Source organism: Streptomyces sp. NPDC060031 (assembly GCF_042736805.1).
GTDB lineage: Bacteria > Actinomycetota > Actinomycetes > Streptomycetales > Streptomycetaceae > Streptomyces.
The window spans coordinates 1-15,120 of the sequence record NZ_JBHWVM010000089.1; the positions used below are offsets into that span (position 1 = coordinate 1).

At 69.3% G+C, this 15,120-nt stretch carries 17 protein-coding genes; 4 read left to right on the forward strand and 13 right to left on the reverse strand.

Annotated features, from left to right (window positions below):
- From ACFWB8_RS29860 to ACFWB8_RS29870, 3 genes are all read right to left on the reverse strand, one after another.
- Window positions 1-211, reverse strand: a 211-nt coding sequence (locus ACFWB8_RS29860) for a hypothetical protein (protein WP_385233884.1), incomplete at its 3' end; no start/stop codon positions are given.
- 175 nt (window positions 212-386) lie between these two features.
- The gene (locus ACFWB8_RS29865; RefSeq protein WP_030153791.1) at window positions 387-710 is read right to left on the reverse strand and encodes an STAS domain-containing protein; all 324 of its coding nucleotides are present in this window, start codon (window positions 708-710) and stop codon (window positions 387-389) included.
- 155 nt (window positions 711-865) lie between these two features.
- Window positions 866-1,714, reverse strand: a complete 849-nt coding sequence (locus ACFWB8_RS29870; RefSeq protein ID WP_385233887.1) for a 3-hydroxyacyl-CoA dehydrogenase family protein — start codon at window positions 1,712-1,714, stop codon at window positions 866-868.
- A gap of 228 nt (window positions 1,715-1,942) precedes the next feature.
- On the opposite strand from ACFWB8_RS29870, the gene ACFWB8_RS29875 reads away from it, so the two are divergent.
- Window positions 1,943-2,515, forward strand: a complete 573-nt coding sequence (locus tag ACFWB8_RS29875) for a cob(I)yrinic acid a,c-diamide adenosyltransferase (RefSeq protein ID WP_385233890.1) — start codon at window positions 1,943-1,945, stop codon at window positions 2,513-2,515.
- A 9-nt stretch (window positions 2,516-2,524) separates the two neighbouring features.
- Here the strand turns inward: ACFWB8_RS29875 and ACFWB8_RS29880 are convergent, their stop codons facing one another.
- On the reverse strand, window positions 2,525-3,085 hold the full coding sequence (locus ACFWB8_RS29880) for a hypothetical protein (protein ID WP_385233893.1): 561 nt from the start codon (window positions 3,083-3,085) through the stop codon (window positions 2,525-2,527).
- A 159-nt stretch (window positions 3,086-3,244) separates the two neighbouring features.
- On the opposite strand from ACFWB8_RS29880, the gene ACFWB8_RS29885 reads away from it, so the two are divergent.
- From ACFWB8_RS29885 to ACFWB8_RS29895, 3 genes are all read left to right on the forward strand, one after another.
- The gene (locus tag ACFWB8_RS29885) at window positions 3,245-4,441 is read left to right on the forward strand and encodes a sensor histidine kinase (protein ID WP_385233896.1); all 1,197 of its coding nucleotides are present in this window, start codon (window positions 3,245-3,247) and stop codon (window positions 4,439-4,441) included.
- Window positions 4,438-5,094 carry a response regulator gene (locus ACFWB8_RS29890; protein ID WP_385233899.1) on the forward strand — a complete coding sequence of 219 codons (657 nt, stop codon included), beginning with the start codon at window positions 4,438-4,440 and terminating at the stop codon, window positions 5,092-5,094. Before ACFWB8_RS29885 ends, ACFWB8_RS29890 begins: the two co-directional genes overlap by 4 nt.
- A gap of 169 nt (window positions 5,095-5,263) precedes the next feature.
- Window positions 5,264-7,168 carry a glycosyl hydrolase family 18 protein gene (locus tag ACFWB8_RS29895; RefSeq protein WP_385233902.1) on the forward strand — a complete coding sequence of 635 codons (1,905 nt, stop codon included), beginning with the start codon at window positions 5,264-5,266 and terminating at the stop codon, window positions 7,166-7,168.
- A 66-nt stretch (window positions 7,169-7,234) separates the two neighbouring features.
- On the opposite strand, the gene ACFWB8_RS29900 is transcribed toward ACFWB8_RS29895, so the two are convergent.
- The 9 genes from ACFWB8_RS29900 to atpB all read right to left on the reverse strand — a co-directional run bounded on the left by ACFWB8_RS29900 (window position 7,235) and on the right by atpB (window position 14,976).
- The gene (locus ACFWB8_RS29900) at window positions 7,235-7,681 is read right to left on the reverse strand and encodes a DUF2550 domain-containing protein (protein ID WP_385233905.1); all 447 of its coding nucleotides are present in this window, start codon (window positions 7,679-7,681) and stop codon (window positions 7,235-7,237) included.
- Between the two features lie 155 nt (window positions 7,682-7,836).
- Window positions 7,837-8,211: a F0F1 ATP synthase subunit epsilon gene (locus ACFWB8_RS29905; protein WP_280916174.1), complete on the reverse strand. Its 375-nt coding sequence runs from the start codon at window positions 8,209-8,211 to the stop codon at window positions 7,837-7,839.
- 138 nt (window positions 8,212-8,349) lie between these two features.
- The gene (gene atpD / locus ACFWB8_RS29910) at window positions 8,350-9,792 is read right to left on the reverse strand and encodes a F0F1 ATP synthase subunit beta (protein ID WP_385233909.1); all 1,443 of its coding nucleotides are present in this window, start codon (window positions 9,790-9,792) and stop codon (window positions 8,350-8,352) included.
- A complete protein-coding gene (locus ACFWB8_RS29915) occupies window positions 9,792-10,709 on the reverse strand; it encodes a F0F1 ATP synthase subunit gamma (protein WP_385233912.1) in 918 nt (305 codons plus the stop codon). The genes atpD and ACFWB8_RS29915 overlap by 1 nt, the downstream gene beginning before the upstream one ends.
- A 20-nt stretch (window positions 10,710-10,729) precedes the next feature.
- A complete protein-coding gene (atpA, locus tag ACFWB8_RS29920; RefSeq protein ID WP_385233915.1) occupies window positions 10,730-12,325 on the reverse strand; it encodes a F0F1 ATP synthase subunit alpha in 1,596 nt (531 codons plus the stop codon).
- A gap of 129 nt (window positions 12,326-12,454) precedes the next feature.
- On the reverse strand, window positions 12,455-13,270 hold the full coding sequence (locus ACFWB8_RS29925; RefSeq protein ID WP_385233918.1) for a F0F1 ATP synthase subunit delta: 816 nt from the start codon (window positions 13,268-13,270) through the stop codon (window positions 12,455-12,457).
- A complete protein-coding gene (locus ACFWB8_RS29930) occupies window positions 13,267-13,809 on the reverse strand; it encodes a F0F1 ATP synthase subunit B (protein ID WP_385233921.1) in 543 nt (180 codons plus the stop codon). Before ACFWB8_RS29930 ends, ACFWB8_RS29925 begins: the two co-directional genes overlap by 4 nt.
- Before the next feature lie 42 nt (window positions 13,810-13,851).
- Window positions 13,852-14,085, reverse strand: a complete 234-nt coding sequence (gene atpE / locus ACFWB8_RS29935; RefSeq protein WP_385233924.1) for an ATP synthase F0 subunit C — start codon at window positions 14,083-14,085, stop codon at window positions 13,852-13,854.
- A gap of 81 nt (window positions 14,086-14,166) precedes the next feature.
- Window positions 14,167-14,976, reverse strand: coding sequence for a F0F1 ATP synthase subunit A (gene atpB, locus ACFWB8_RS29940; RefSeq protein ID WP_385233964.1), 810 nt, complete (start codon window positions 14,974-14,976; stop codon window positions 14,167-14,169).
- Window positions 14,977-15,120: the final 144 nt, after the last annotated feature.

Genomic DNA, 15,120 nt, shown 5'->3' on the forward strand with positions numbered 1-15,120 from the left:
GCGGCGCGGCGGGGGGCCGGACGGCCGCCCCGCGCGCGGCACGGTCGGCGGCGGTGCGCTTGGCGGGACGGCCGGTGGCGGCGCCGGGCCGGTGCGGCTCGATCTCGCTGCCGTCGACGGGGTTCACGGTGAGCGTGAAGTCGCCGGCGGTCAGCGTGACCACCCGCGCGGGCTGCTCCGCCGGATCCGTGTGCACCTGCGTGTGGTCCATGGGCCAGTCCCCCGATCGCGCCGCGCGTCGTCGCCGTCGTTCCGTCCGGCCTTCGCACACACCGCTGTACTGGTCCGGTTTCCGCCCGAACCCTAGACCGTGGCCGGGCGCGCGGGAACCGTCGGGGGCCTTCTCCGCAGGAACGTTACGTTTCCGCAGGAAACCCGGCCGCGGGTCACACGCGCGGGAGGGACTCCGCTTCCAGGCCGCCCTCGATCGCGAGGATCCGGTGCAGCCGGGTGGCCACGAGCAGCCGCTGCATCTGCGGGGGCACCCCGCGCAGGACGAGCCGCCGGCCGGTGCGCCCGGCCCGGCGGTGGGCGCCCATGATGACGCCGAGGCCGGTCGCGTCCCAGGAGTCGAGCCCGGTGAGGTCCAGCACGAGGTCGCCGTGGCCGTCGTCGAGGGCGGTGTGCAGGGCCGTACGGGCGTCCGCCGCGCTGCGCACGTCGAGGCGGCCCCCGACAGCGAGTTCGGCGTGGTCGCCCCTGATGTGCATGTGTGCTCCCGGCGGTACTGCGTACGTATGGTCCGACTGGTCCGTGGTCGGCAACTCTCACTGCAACTGACTGCCTCGGGGGCAGGGAAGTTGCCGACCGTGAGCGAACCGATACCTAATTCACCCGGAGGGGTGACGACATTCGAACGGCGCGCTCAGTGCTTGTAGAAGCCCTGCCCGCTCTTGCGGCCGAGGTCACCCGCGTCCACCATCCGGCGCATCAGCTCCGGCGGCGCGAACTTCTCGTCCTGCGACTCGGTGTAGATGTTGCTGGTGGCGTGCAGCAGGATGTCGACGCCGGTGAGGTCGGCGGTGGCCAGCGGCCCCATGGCGTGCCCGAAGCCGAGCTTGCAGGCGATGTCGATGTCCTCCGCGGAGGCCACGCCCGATTCGTACAGCTTCGCGGCCTCGACGACCAGCGCCGAGATCAGACGGGTCGTCACGAAGCCTGCGACGTCACGGTTGACGACGATGCAGGTCTTGCCGACGGACTCAGCGAACGCCCGCGTGGTGGCGAGGGTTTCGTCGCTCGTCTTGTAGCCGCGTACCAGCTCGCACAGCTGCATCATCGGGACGGGCGAGAAGAAGTGCGCGCCGACGACCCGCTCGGGGCGCTTCGTCACGGCCGCGATCTTGGTGATCGGGATGGCGGAGGTGTTGGAGGCGAGGACCGTGTCCTCGCGCACCAGCTCGTCCAGGGTGCGGAAGATGTCGTGCTTGACGTCGAGCTTCTCGAAGACGGCCTCGACGACGATGTCGACGTCGGCGACCGCGTCGAAGTCGGTGGTCGTGGTGATCCGGGCGAGCGCCGCCTCGGCGTCCTCGGCGGTCAGCTTGCCCTTGGAGACGAACTTGTCGTACGAGGCCTTGATCCCGTCGGTGCCCCGGGTCAGCGCGGCGTCGGTGACATCGCGCAGCACGACGTCCCAACCCGCCTGAGCGGAGACCTGAGCGATACCGGAACCCATCAGACCGGCACCGATGACGGCAAGCTTCCCAGCCACTGCACACCCCACGTTCTTGATATGGCACAGCCTCGATACGGCGCGGCCCCAGTGCGGCCCCGCCTCGACAAAGCCCGGTCGCGTGGGCCTCTCCGGCGGAGACTAGCGTCCGTGAGGGGCGGTGTGACCTCGAAGTAACACGCGTCACGTCTCAGATGACGGACATCACACTGGTACGGCCCAGCAGTGCGCCGGAGGCCCGCAGTTGGCCCGCACTACGCTGGCCGCATGGTGAACCTCACGCGCATCTACACCCGCACCGGCGACAAGGGCACGACCGCCCTGGGCGACATGAGCCGTACGCAGAAGACCGACCTGCGCATCTCCGCGTACGCCGACGCCAACGAGGCCAACGCGGCCATCGGGACGGCGATCGCCCTCGGCTCGCTGCCGCAGGAGGTCGTGAAAGTCCTGGTCCGGGTGCAGAACGACCTGTTCGACGTCGGAGCCGACCTGTGCACCCCGGTGGTGGAGGAGCCGCAGTACCCGCCCCTGCGCGTCGAGCAGTTCTACATCGACAGGCTGGAGGCCGACTGCGACGCCTTCAACGAGCAGTTGGAGAAGCTCCGCAGCTTCATCCTGCCCGGCGGCACCCCCGGCGCGGCCCTGCTCCACCAGGCCTGCACGGTGGTCCGGCGCGCCGAGCGCTCGACGTGGGCGGCGCTGGAGGTGCACGGAGAGGTGATGAACCCGCTCACCGCCACCTACCTCAACCGCCTCTCCGACCTCCTGTTCATCCTGGCGCGCACGGCCAACAAGGAGGTCGGGGACGTGCTGTGGGTGCCGGGCGGCGAGCGCTGACCCCGGGGATCACCTCAGCGGCCCGCGGGCCCGGGCCTCTTCGATGCGCTTCGGGAAGAGGGTGTGGGAGACGGCGATCGCCAGGTTGACGCCGATCACCACCAGCATCTTGTGCTGCCACGCGCGCAGCGAGCCCACGCCGGCGTCCGATCCGACGTACCAGATCGCGCCCTGGAGCAGCGCCAGGGCGACCCCTGCCGCCAGCGACCACCGGCCCGCGGTCTTCCACTCGTGGACCGCTCGGGCCGTGCCGCCGGCCGGTGTCCTCGGCGGCGGCGGCCCGCCGAAGAAGCGGTACGCGACCTGGGCGTCGGCCCAGCGGATCGTGTGGCGGCCCAGGCCCACCGAGAAGCCGATGTAGACGGCGGCCAGGCCGTGCTTCCAGTCCGGCTCGGCCCCGTTCTTGAGGTCGATCACCGTGGCGATCAGCAGGACCAGCTCCAGTACCGGTTCGCACAGCAGCAGTGCGGCGCCGGCCCGGGGCATCCTCGCGAGGTAGCGCAGGGCCAGCCCGCCGGCCAGCAGCAGCCAGAACCCGGCCTCGCAGGCGATGACCAACGTGACGATCACGGGAGTCTCCTTTCGGCTCCCTTCCACCCTGGCGGCGCTTTCGCGGCCTTTCGTCGTCGCCGACGGGGAACGCGACTGCATCCTTCGATGTACCGGCGGGGCCGCGGGTTCACCTTCCGCGCCGAGGCCCCGGCCGCTCGCACCGTGTTGGATGGTGCCGTGACCCTCCCCCGCCCCCACCGCCACGACGTGCTGCTCGCCGTGGCCAGTCCGCTCGCCGGCCTCGTTCTGTGGGGCCTGGGGGTCTACTCCAACGGCGGCCGGAACCTGCTCCCCGACTGGGCCGCCCTGGTCCCGCTGTCCGTGCTGGCCGTCCTGGAACTGGTGCGCCGCTCCGCTCCCCGCGTCGCCGTGGCCATCGGCACCGTCGGGGTGATCGCGGACCAGTTCACGGTGGGAAATCTGGCCACCGTCCTGATCTTCACGGACCTGATGTACGCGGCCGTGGTCTACGGCAAACCCGCCATGGCCCGCCGGCTCCCCGTCAGCACCGGGCTGGTCACGGTGGCGGTCACGATCGCGGCCGTGGCCTGGCTGCGCACCCCGCAGGCGCTCCTGATCGGCGTGATCACCGGCATCGTCAGCTTCGGCCCGGCCCTGACCGGCGCCACCTTGCGCAACCAGCGCGAGGCCACCGTGGCCGCCCGGTTGCGTGCCCAGCAGACCACCCTGCTGGCCGAGATGGACCGGGCCCAGGCCGTGGTCGCCGAGCGCGCCCGGATGGCCCGCGAGCTGCACGACATGGTGGCCAACCACTTGTCGGCCATCGCCATCCACTCCACCGCGGCGCTCACCATCGACTCCCCCGCGACGAGCCGCGAGGCGCTCGGGGTGATCCGGGAGAACAGCGTTCAGGGCCTGGCCGAAATGCGCCGGCTGATCGGACTGCTGCGCGAGGCGGGCGCCGAGCAGGAAGCGGCGGCCGTGCCCTCGCTCGACGGGCTGGACGCCCTGCTCGGGCAGGCCCGTACGAACGGCTCCGCGAGCGGGCTGGAATTCGTACTCCACGACGACCGGCCGCCCGGCGAGCCGCTGCCGGCCCCGGTGGAGCTGGCGGCGTACCGGATCGCGCAGGAGTCGCTGACCAACGCCCTCAAGCACGCCGTCCCGGGCACGGTCACGGTCCGCCTGACCCGCGGCCGGACCGGAGGGGGGATGCTGACCGTCCAGGTGGACTCCCCGCACGGGGACCGCTCCGGCCCCCGGGCCCCCGGCTCCGGGGCCGGGCTGATCGGCATGCGGGAGCGGACGGAGCTGCTCGGCGGGGAGTTCTCGGCGGGCCCGGCCGGGCCCGCCGGATCGGTGTGGCGGGTGCGCGCGGCGCTGCCCGCGCAGGAGAAGGCGGTGCGCGAATGACGATCCGGGTCGTGGTGGCGGAGGACCAGAACGCGGTACGGGCCGGGCTGGTGCTGATCCTGCGCAGCGCGGGCGACATCGAGGTGGCGGGTGAGGCGGCGGACGGCGAGGAGGCGGTGCGCCTGGCCCGGGAGCTGCGGCCCGACCTGGTGCTCATGGACGTGCAGATGCCACGGCTCGACGGGGTCTCGGCGACCCGCCAGGTGGTCGCGGAGGGGCTGGCGGACGTCCTGGTGCTGACCACCTTCGACCTGGACGAGTACGTGTTCGGGGCGCTGCGGGCGGGCGCGGCGGGCTTCCTGCTGAAGAACGCGGACGCGGCGGAGCTGATCGAGGCGGTGCGGACCGTCGCGCGCGGGGAGGGTCTGATCGCCCCGGCGGTGACCCGTCGGCTGATCGCCGAGTTCGCGGCTCCGCGGGCGGCCGTGCGGGCTCCCGTCCCCGAGGCGACGGCCGCGGCGGTGGCCTCGCTGACCCGGCGGGAGCGGGAGGTGCTGGGCGCTCTGGGCGAGGGGCTGGCGAACGCGGAGATCGCGGTGCGCCTGGAGATGGCGGAGGCGACGGTGAAGACGCACGTCAGCAGGCTGCTGGGGAAGCTGGAGCTGCGCAGCCGGTTGCAGGCGGCGGTGCTGGCGCAGGAACTCGACCTCTAGGGGCGGCCGTTGGCGGCGGTTCGGCGGTCGCTGGAGCGGCGCTGGGGTCGTATCTGCCGGGAGGTCTGGACCTCTTGACGCTTGGTCCAGACCTTTCTACTCTCACCGCAACACTGTGGTGAGCGTGCCATGACAAAGCGTGCTCACGGGCGGCGCAGGTCCCACCCCCATGTCGCGGTCGGCCCCACGGCCGCGACGGACCTACGGAGGAGCACCCTTGAGCACAGCACCCCCACGACGCGTAAGACTGTTCCGCAAAGTGGCCGCGGCCGTGGCCTGTCTGTCCCTGCCCGTCGCCGCACTGGTGGCCCTCGCCGGACCCGCCGAAGCCGCCGCGTCGGCGACGGCGGCCTACACCAAGGTGTCCGACTGGGGCTCCGGCTTCGAAGGCAAGTGGACGGTGAAGAACACCGGCACCACCACCCTCACCAGCTGGACCGTGGAGTGGGACTACCCCGCCGGCACCAGCGTCACCTCGGCCTGGGACGCCACCGTCACCAGCTCGGGCACCCACTGGACCGGCAAAAACGTCGGCTGGAACGGCACCCTCTCCCCGGGCGCCAGCATCAGCTTCGGCTTCAACGGCGCCGGCCCCGGCGCCCCCAGCGGCTGCAAGGTCAACGGCGGCTCCTGCGACGGCGGCACCACGCCCACCGACAACCCGCCCGGCGCCCCCGGCACCCCCACGGCCAGCGGCGTCACCGACACCGGCGTGACCCTCGGCTGGGCCGCGGCCACCGACGACAAGGGCGTCAAGAACTACGACGTCCACCGCGGCGGCGTCAAGATCGCCACCGTCACGACCCCCTCGTACACCGACTCGGGCCTGACCAAGGGCACGACGTACAGCTACACGGTCGTCGCCCGCGACACCGTCGACCAGACCGGGCCCTTCTCCGGCGCCCTCTCGGTGACCACCACCGGCGGCACCACCGACCCGGGCGACCCCGGCAACCCGGGCGCCGCCGTCAAGCTCGGCTACTTCACCGACTGGGGCGTCTACCAGCGCAACTACCACGTGAAGAACCTGGTCACCTCCGGCTCCGCGGCCAAGATCACGCACATCAACTACGCCTTCGGCAACGTCCAGGGCGGCAAGTGCACGATCGGTGACGCGTACGCCGACTACCAGAAGACCTACGACGCCTCCTCCAGCGTCTCGGGTGTCGCCGACACCTGGGACCAGCCGGTCGCGGGCAACTTCAACCAGCTGCGCCAGCTGAAGAAGAAGTACCCGAACATCAAGGTCCTGTACTCCTTCGGCGGCTGGACCTGGTCCGGCGGCTTCGGACAGGCCGCCGCCAACCCCGCCGCCTTCGCCCAGTCCTGCTACGACCTGGTCGAGGACCCGCGCTGGGCCGACGTCTTCGACGGCATCGACATCGACTGGGAGTACCCGAACGCCTGCGGCCTGTCCTGCGACACCAGCGGGGCCGCCTCCTTCAAGACCCTGATGTCGGCGCTGCGCGGCAAGTTCGGCAGCTCCAACCTGGTCACCGCCGCGATCTCCGCCGACGGCTCCAACGGCGGCAAGCTCGACCTCGCCGACTACGCGGGCGCCGCCCAGTACGTCGACTTCTACAACGTCATGACCTACGACTTCTTCGGCGCGTGGGACGCCAAGGGCCCGACCGCCCCGCACTCCCCGCTCACCTCGTACGCCGGCATCCCGATCGCCGGCTTCAACTCCGAGGCCGCCGTCACCAAGCTCAAGGGCAAGGGCATCGCCGGGTCCAAGCTCAACCTCGGCATCGGCTTCTACGGCCGCGGCTGGACGGGCGTCACCCAGGCGACCCCGGGCGGCGCGGCCACCGGCCCGGCCCCCGGCACGTACGAGCAGGGCATCGAGGACTACAAGGTGCTCAAGACCAGCTGCCCCTCCACCGGCACCGTCGCCGGCACGGCCTACGCCAAGTGCGGCAGCAACTGGTGGAGCTACGACACCCCCGCCACGATCGCCGGGAAGATGACCTGGGCCAAGCAGCAGGGCCTCAAGGGCGCCTTCTTCTGGGAGTTCAGCGGCGACACCGCCAACGGTGAGCTCGCGAGCGCGATCAGCAGCGGTCTCCAGTAAAAGACGGAAGCCGGGGAGACGGGTCCGCCCCCGTCTCCCCGGCTTCTCCATGCCACGAGAGTGCCGCTACGCCACGTTCACCCTTTGCCCGGGAGGCGCCGCCTCCAGCCAGGCCAGGAATCCGGTCAGCGCGTCGTCGCTCATCGCCAGCTCCAGGCGGGTCCCCCGATGGGAACAGCCGAGCACGACGGCGTCGGACAGCAGCGCCAGCTCCTCCTCGCCCTCGGGGGCGCGGCGGGCCAGCACCTCGATGGCGGAGCGCTCCAACACCCGGCGCGGCCGCGGCGAGTACGAGAACACCCGGAACCACTCGATCCGGTCACCGCCGTAGCGGGCGACCCCGTAGACCCAGCCCTTGCCGGAGACGTCCGGCTCCTCGGCCACGCCCCAGCGCAGGCTGCAGTCGAAGGTCCCGCCGGACCGCTGGATCAGTCTGCGGCGCAGCCCGAAGACAAACAGCCCGATCACCACCAGGGCTACGACCAGGCCGCTCACAAGCAGAGCGAGGAGCATCTTCACCGACCTCCTCGCTCATCGAAATACCGCACACGACTGTTATCCCTACCAGACAAGTCTGGGGGCGGCCCTGCATCGCCTCAGCCGCGACCCGCTCCGGAAAATTCCGGAACGGACCGCGGCTGAGGTCTCAAACCTGTTCGGTACGGGGCTCAGTGCCCCGTGACCGCGCGCAGCCGGACATCGGCGCGACGTTCGGCGGCGGCATCCGCCTCCGACTTCGCGCGCTCCAGTGCCCGCTCCGCCCGCTGGACGTCAATCTCGTCCGCGAGCTCGGCGATCTCGGCCAGCAGGGACAGCTTGTTGTCCGCGAACGAGATGAATCCGCCGTGCACCGCGGCGACGACAGTGCCGCCCTCGCTGGTACGGATGGTCACCGGGCCCGATTCCAGCACACCGAGAAGCGGCTGGTGACCGGGCATGACGCCGATGTCGCCGGACGTGGTGCGGGCGACAACAAGGGTGGCCTCGCCGGACCAGACATTGCGGTCCGCCGCGACCAGCTCGACGTGCAGCTCAGCAGCCAAGGTGGCTCCTCGGGTCACCACCCGGCGGTTCAGCCGGGTGTTGGGTCAAATTCTAATGGGCGTGGGGAGAGGGACGGGACACACCCGCCCCTCTCCGTGGTCCTGCGAACCGAATGCGCTCACGAGGAGCGCACCGGATCAGGAGACGCCCAGCTCCTTGGCGTTGGCCTTCAGGTCCTCGATGCCACCGCACAGGAAGAACGCCTGCTCGGGGAAGTGGTCGTAGTCACCGTCGCAGATCGCGTTGAACGCCACGATCGACTCCTCGAGCGGAACGTCCGAACCGTCCACGCCGGTGAACTGCTTGGCGACGTGGGTGTTCTGCGACAGGAAGCGCTCGACGCGACGGGCACGGTGGACAACGAGCTTGTCCTCCTCGCCCAGCTCGTCGATACCGAGGATCGCGATGATGTCCTGGAGGTCCTTGTACTTCTGCAGGATCCCCTTGACGCGCATCGCGGTGGCGTAGTGGTCCGCCGCGATGTACCGCGGGTCGAGGATGCGGGACGTCGAGTCCAGCGGGTCCACGGCCGGGTAGATGCCCTTCTCGGAGATCGGACGGGAAAGAACCGTCGTCGCGTCGAGGTGGGCGAAGGTGGTGGCCGGCGCCGGGTCGGTCAGGTCGTCCGCGGGGACGTAGATCGCCTGCATCGAGGTGATCGAGTGACCGCGGGTCGAGGTGATGCGCTCCTGCAGCAGACCCATCTCGTCAGCCAGGTTCGGCTGGTAACCCACTGCGGACGGCATGCGGCCGAGCAGCGTGGAGACCTCGGAGCCGGCCTGGGTGTAACGGAAGATGTTGTCGATGAAGAAGAGCACGTCCTGCTTCTGAACATCGCGGAAGTACTCCGCCATGGTCAGACCGGCGAGCGCGACGCGAAGACGGGTGCCCGGGGGCTCGTCCATCTGGCCGAAGACGAGCGCCGTCTTGTCGATGACGCCCGATTCGGCCATTTCCTCGATGAGGTCGTTGCCCTCACGGGTACGCTCACCGACGCCCGCGAAGACCGACACACCGTCGTGGTTGTTGGCGACGCGGTAGATCATTTCCTGGATCAGAACGGTCTTGCCGACACCGGCACCACCGAACAGACCGATCTTTCCACCCTTGACGTACGGGGTGAGAAGGTCGATGACCTTGACGCCGGTCTCGAACATCTCGGTCTTCGACTCGAGCTCGTCGAAGCGAGGCGCCTTGCGGTGGATGGGCCAGCGCTCGGTGACCTCGGCGTTCGCCTCGGGGTAGTTCAGCACCTCACCGAGGGTGTTGAACACCTTGCCCTTGGTGAAGTCACCGACGGGGACGGTGATGCCCTCGCCCGTGTTGGTCACCGGGGCCTGGCGGACCAGGCCGTCGGTGGGCTGCATCGAGATCGTGCGGACCAGGCCGTCACCCAGGTGCTGGGCGACTTCGAGGGTCAGCGTCTTGAGCTTGCCGTCCTCGGCCGGGTCGGCGACCTGGACCTTCAGCGCGTTGTAGATCTCGGGCATGGCGTCGACGGGGAACTCCACGTCGACGACCGGGCCGATGACCCGGGCGACGCGGCCCGTGGCGGCGGCCGTCTCAACAGTGGTCGTCATTACTTGTCACTCCCCGCGGTCGCGTCAGCCATGGCGCTCGCGCCACCGACGATCTCGCTGATTTCCTGGGTGATTTCGGCCTGGCGGGCCGCGTTGGCAAGCCGGGAGAGGCTCTTGATGAGGTCTCCGGCGTTGTCGGTAGCCGACTTCATCGCGCGGCGGCGGGCGGCGTGCTCGGAAGCGGCCGACTGCAGCAGTGCGTTGTAGATGCGGCTCTCGACGTAGCGCGGCAGCAGGGCGTCGAGGACGTCCTCCGCCGACGGCTCGAAGTCGAACAGCGGAAGGATCTCGCCCTTCGCGCCGGTCTCCTCCTCTGCCTTGTCGAGACTGAGCGGCAGCATCCGGCCGTCCACCGCGTTCTGCGTCATCATCGACACGAATTCCGTGTAGATGATGTGCAGCTCGTCGACGCCGCCCTCGGCCGTGTCCGTCTGGATGGCCTCGATCAGCGGCGCCGCGACGCGCTTGGCGTCGGCGTAAGCCGGGCTGTCGGTGAAGCCGGTCCACGACTCCGCGACCTTGCGCTCGCGGAAGCCGTAGTAGGCGACACCCTTGCGGCCGACGATGTAGGTGTCGACCTCCTTGCCCTCACCGCGGAGCCGCTCCGTGAGCCGCTCCGCCTGCTTGATCGCATTCGAGGAGTAGCCGCCGGCCAGACCGCGGTCGCTCGTGATGAGCAGGATCGCGGCGCGGGTCGGCGCCTCGACCTCGGTGGTCAGGGCGTGCCTGTTGTTCGAACCGGTCGCCACCGCGGTCACCGCACGGGTGAGCTCGGTCGCGTACGGCATCGACGCCGCCACCTTGCGCTGCGCCTTGACGATGCGCGAGGCGGCGATCATCTCCATCGCCTTGGTGATCTTCTTGGTCGCCGTGACGGCACGGATGCGACGCTTGTAGACCCGGAGCTGCGCTCCCATGAGTCAGGTCCCTTCCGTCGTCACTTGGAGACGTTGACGGCCGGCGCGTCCTCGCCCAGGAGCTTGCCGTCCGAGGTCTCGAACTGGCGCTTGAACCCGGCGATGGCGTCCGCGATCGACGTCAGGGTGTCGTCCGACATCTTGCCGCCGTCGGCGATGGAGGTGAGGAGGTCCTTGCGCTCGCGGCGCAGGTGCTCCAGCAGCTCCGACTCGAAGCGACGGATGTCGTTGACCGGGACGTCGTCCATCTTGCCGGTGGTACCGGCCCAGACGGAGACGACCTGCTCCTCGACGGGCATCGGCTGGTACTGGCCCTGCTTCAGCAGCTCGACCAGACGCTTGCCGCGCTCCAGCGAGGCCTTCGACGCGGCGTCCAGGTCGGAACCGAAGGCGGCGAACGCCTCCAGCTCGCGGTACTGGGCCAGGTCCAGGCGCAGACGGCCGGAAACCTGCTTCATGGCCTTGTGCTGGGCCGAGCCACCGACACGGGAGACCGAGATGCCGACGTTCAGCGCCGGGCGCTGGCCCGCGTTGAACAGGTCGGACTCCAGGAAGCACTGGCCGTCGGTGATGGAGATGACGTTGGTCGGGATGAACGCCGACACGTCGTTCGCCTTGGTCTCGACGATCGGCAGACCGGTCATCGAACCGGCGCCCATGTCGTCGGAGAGCTTGGCGCAGCGCTCCAGCAGACGGGAGTGCAGGTAGAAGACGTCACCCGGGTAGGCCTCACGGCCCGGCGGGCGGCGCAGCAGCAGCGACACGGCGCGGTAGGCGTCGGCCTGCTTCGACAGGTCGTCGAAGATGATCAGGACGTGCTTGCCGGCGTACATCCAGTGCTGGCCGATGGCCGAGCCGGTGTACGGCGCCAGGTACTTGAAGCCGGCCGGGTCGGACGCCGGGGCGGCGACGATCGTCGTGTACTCGAGCGCGCCGGCGTCTTCCAGGGCGCCGCGAACGGACGCGATGGTCGAGCCCTTCTGGCCGATGGCGACGTAGATGCAGCGAACCTGCTTGTTCACGTCGCCCGAGCGCCAGTTGTCGCGCTGGTTGATGATCGTGTCGACGGCCAGAGCGGTCTTGCCGGTCTGACGGTCACCGATGATCAGCTGACGCTGACCACGGCCGACCGGCACCATCGCGTCGATGGCCTTGTAGCCGGTCTGCATCGGCTCGTGCACCGACTTACGGACCATGACGCCCGGGGCCTGCAGCTCGAGGGCGCGACGGCCTTCGGTCGCGATCTCGCCGAGACCGTCGATCGGGTTGCCGAGCGGGTCGACGACGCGGCCGAGGTAACCCTCGCCGACGCCTACGGAGAGAACCTCACCGGTGCGCTGCACCGGCTGGCCCTCCTCGATACCGCTGAACTCGCCGAGGACGACCGCACCGATCTCGCGCTCGTCGAGGTTGAGGGCGAGACCGAGGGTGCCGTCCTCGAACTTCAGCAGCTCGTTCGCCATGGCGGAGGGCAGGCCCTCCACCTTCGCGATGCCGTCGCCGGCAACGCTGACCGTTCCGACCTCCTCGCGCGAGGCCGCGTCCGGCTGGTACGACTGGACAAAGTTCTCCAGTGCGTCCCGGATCTCCTCCGGCCGGATCGTGAGCTCCGCCATCTGGGTTCCCTGCTCTCCTTGTTGGGCCTGAAGCTTCTTAGGGGTCTGGGGGTGACCCCCAGGAATCTTCTGCAAGTTCTGCACGGCCCAACCGGGCCGCTAGGAATGCGTTGTTCTATTGGTGGCTGGTCAGCCGGCCATGCGGCGGGACGCCTCGGAAAGGCGGTCCGCGATGGTGCCGTCGATGACCTCGTCGCCGACTCGCACCACGATCCCGCCGAGGACCGTGGGGTCCACGTCGAGGTTCAGGTGCATCTGGCGGCCGTACAGCTTGGCCAGCACCGCGCCGAGACGCTGCTTCTGCACGTCGCTGAGCGGAACCGCGGTGGTCACGGTGGCGACCATGCGGTTGCGGCGCTCGGCGGCGAGCACGGAGAGGGACTCGAGTCCCGCTTCCAGGCTACGTCCACGCGGGTGCGTGACGAGACGCGTGACCAGACGCTCGGTGACGGCGTTCGCCTTGCCGCCGAGCAGGCTGCGCAGCAGCTGGCTCTGGGCGGCGACGGTGGCCGACCGATCGGTCAGCGCGGCGCGCAGCTCGGTGTTCGAGGACACGATCCGGCCGAACCGGAACAGCTCGTCCTCGACGTCGTCGAGCGCGCCGCCCTGCTGGGCCGCCGTGAGGTCGGCGGTGGACGCCAGCTGCTCCAGCGAGTCCACCAGGTCGCGGGACTGCGACCAGCGGGACCGGACCATGCCGGACACCAGGTCGAGGGTTTCCCCGCCCACCTGGCCCGCCAGCAGGCGGTTGGCCAGCTCGGCCTTGGCCTCGCCGGACTGCGCCGGGTCCGTGATGACCCGACGCAGCGAGACCTCACGGTCGAGCAGCGCGGTGACGGCAGCCAGCTCACCGGCGAGCTTCGCCGCGTCGACGGACGTGTTGTCCGTCAGCGCGTCGAGACGCTCGCGCGCGGAGGCCAGTGCCTCGCGGCTCGCTCCGTTCATCGGGCGGCCTCGGCCTTCTCCTCGAGCTCGCTGAGGAAACGGTCGATCGTGCGGCTCTGCCGGGCGTGGTCCTCAAGGGACTCGCCGACGAGCTTTCCGGCCAGGTCGGTGGCGAGCTTGCCCACGTCCTGACGCAGCGCCTGAGAGGCGGCCTTGCGGTCGGCCTCGATCTGGGCGTGGCCGGCAGCGATGATCTCCTCACGCTGCCGCTGGCCCTCTGCGCGCAGTTCTTCCTTCAGCGCAGTGCCCTGCTCCAGCGCTTCCTGGCGCAGGCGCGCGGCCTCGTGCCGGGCCTCGGCGAGCTGGGCCTTGTACTGCTCCAGGACGCTCTGGGCCTCGGTCTGAGCGGCTTCTGCCTTTTCGATACCGCCCTCGATCGACTCGCGGCGCTCGTCCAGAACCTTGTTGATGTTCGGGAGGAGCTTCTTCGCGAGGAAACCGAAGACGATGACGAAGGCGATCAGACCGATGACGAGCTCGGGGATCGGCGGGAAGAGGGGGTTGTTAGGCTCCTCGGCCGCCAGAACCAGGAGGTTCACATCAGTGCCTTTCGTCGGTACGGACTAGTCGTCGGGCTCGTCTTAGTAGACGAACGGCATGACCAGACCGATGAGGGCGAGCGCCTCACAGAAGGCGAAGCCGAGGATCTGGTTGGCGCGGATCAGACCGGCGGCCTCGGGCTGACGGGCCATCGCCTGGGTGCCGTTACCGAAGATGATGCCGACGCCGACGCCGGGGCCGATGGCCGCGAGACCGTAGCCAACGGAGCTGAGGGAGCCGGTAACGCCTTCGGCGGCAGCGAGGATCTGGGACATGCCAGTTCTTCCTTCTCTTTCATGGACCGGTGGGGGTTGGCCACCGGACGATTCGGGGGGGTTGCAGGGAGCGGTGGTCGCTCAGTGGTGCTCGGCGATTGCGCCCTGCAGGAAGCTGCAGGCCAGGAGGACGAAGACGTACGCCTGGACAGCCTGGATGAAGAGTTCGAATGCGGTCATCACGATCACCATGACGAACGAGACGCCCGCGTACGCGATGCCGATCCCGTTCAGCAGGTACCAGCTGGCGATGGTGAACAGCAGCAGCAGGGTGTGACCGGCGAACATGTTCGCGAACAGTCGGACCGCGTGCGTGAAGGGCCGGACGATGACGTTCGAGAAGAACTCGATCACCATGACCAGCGGCAGGATCGCACCCAGCGACTTGTCGTAGCCCGTGAGGTTCTTGAAGCCGCCGACGAAGCCGTGGCGCTTGAAGGTCACCGACATCCACATGACGTAGATGATCGCGGCGAGACCGGCCGGGTACGCGATGACCGCGGTCACCGGGAACTGGGCGAGCGGCACGATCGACCACAGGTTCATGATCCAGACGAAGAAGAACGTCGCGACCATGAAGGGGACGTACTTCTCGCCTTCCTTCTTACCGAGCGTCTCGTAGACGATGCCGCGGCGTACGAAGTCGTAGCCCGCCTCGGCGACCATCTGCAGCTTGCCGGGAACGACCTTCGGCTTCCGGAACGCAGCCCAGAAGAAGCCGACGATGATGACCGAGCCCAGGAGGGCCAGGAGCATCGTCTTGTTGAAGTACAGGTTGCTGTCCGCGTCACCGAAGATCGGCTCGAACAGGAACGAGTACAGGGTCGGGCCCGGGAAGCCGCAGCCAGTGCCGTCTTCGAAATGACAGTTGATATCGAAGGCGAGCGTCATGTCAGCAGCACTCACCGCGGGCTCCTTCAGCGTGGCGCATAGGTACGGCAACCTCGTTGTGTCGGCGCGGCGCGCAGCCGCGGTTCGGCACTGGACTGGTGTTACGGATGGTGGGGCGGCATTCAGGCATCGAGCCTCGCGATG

Excerpts from the sequence above, each read along its gene's own strand:
- atpE (WP_385233924.1), bottom strand. The coding sequence starts at position 14,085 with ATGTCCCAGATCCTCGCTGCCGCCGAAGGCGTTACCGGCTCCCTCAGC.
- ACFWB8_RS29895 (WP_385233902.1), top strand. The coding sequence starts at position 5,264 with ATGTCGCGGTCGGCCCCACGGCCGCGACGGACCTACGGAGGAGCACCC.
- atpB (WP_385233964.1), bottom strand. The coding sequence starts at position 14,976 with ATGACGCTCGCCTTCGATATCAACTGTCATTTCGAAGACGGCACTGGC.
- ACFWB8_RS29925 (WP_385233918.1), bottom strand. The coding sequence starts at position 13,270 with ATGAACGGAGCGAGCCGCGAGGCACTGGCCTCCGCGCGCGAGCGTCTC.
- ACFWB8_RS29915 (WP_385233912.1), bottom strand. The coding sequence starts at position 10,709 with ATGGGAGCGCAGCTCCGGGTCTACAAGCGTCGCATCCGTGCCGTCACG.
- atpA (WP_385233915.1), bottom strand. The coding sequence starts at position 12,325 with ATGGCGGAGCTCACGATCCGGCCGGAGGAGATCCGGGACGCACTGGAG.
- ACFWB8_RS29900 (WP_385233905.1), bottom strand. The coding sequence starts at position 7,681 with ATGCTCCTCGCTCTGCTTGTGAGCGGCCTGGTCGTAGCCCTGGTGGTG.
- ACFWB8_RS29890 (WP_385233899.1), top strand. The coding sequence starts at position 4,438 with ATGACGATCCGGGTCGTGGTGGCGGAGGACCAGAACGCGGTACGGGCC.
- ACFWB8_RS29865 (WP_030153791.1), bottom strand. The coding sequence starts at position 710 with ATGCACATCAGGGGCGACCACGCCGAACTCGCTGTCGGGGGCCGCCTC.
- atpD (WP_385233909.1), bottom strand. The coding sequence starts at position 9,792 with ATGACGACCACTGTTGAGACGGCCGCCGCCACGGGCCGCGTCGCCCGG.
- ACFWB8_RS29875 (WP_385233890.1), top strand. The coding sequence starts at position 1,943 with ATGGTGAACCTCACGCGCATCTACACCCGCACCGGCGACAAGGGCACG.